This is a genomic window from Alkalithermobacter paradoxus, from assembly GCA_002029295.1.
Classification (GTDB): domain Bacteria; phylum Bacillota; class Clostridia; order Peptostreptococcales; family Peptostreptococcaceae; genus Alkalithermobacter; species Alkalithermobacter paradoxus.
Window position 1 is genome coordinate 1 of the sequence record MZGW01000040.1, and the last position, 524, is coordinate 524.

General features: G+C 51.7%; 1 rRNA gene. It reads right to left on the reverse strand.

Features of this window, described 5'->3' with window-relative positions:
• Positions 1-23: 23 nt before the first annotated feature.
• Positions 24-524 (reverse strand): 23S ribosomal RNA (locus tag CLOTH_RS10515); the annotation flags it as partial.

Consider the following 524-nt stretch of genomic DNA (forward strand, 5'->3'; position numbering starts at 1 on the left):
ACTTTCAAAACTGCATAGCATATTTGGTCAAGTCCTCGACCTATTAGTACTCATAAGCTGAACACATTACTGCGCTTACACCTTGAGCCTATCAACCAAGTAGTCTTCTTGGGGTCTTACCTTAAAAAGTGGGAAATCTTATCTTGAGGGTGGCTTCGCGCTTAGATGCTTTCAGCGCTTATCCAGTCCATACATAGCTACCCAGCTATGCCACTGGCGTGACAACTGGTGCACCAGAGGTATGTCCATCCCGGTCCTCTCGTACTAAGGACAGCTCCTCTCAAATTTCCTACGCCTGCGACGGATAGGGACCGAACTGTCTCACGACGTTCTGAACCCAGCTCGCGTACCACTTTAATGGGCGAACAGCCCAACCCTTGGGACCTACTACAGCCCCAGGATGTGATGAGCCGACATCGAGGTGCCAAACCTCCCCGTCGATGTGGACTCTTGGGGGAGATCAGCCTGTTATCCCCAGGGTAGCTTTTATCCGTTGAGCGATGGCCCTTCCACTCGGAACCACC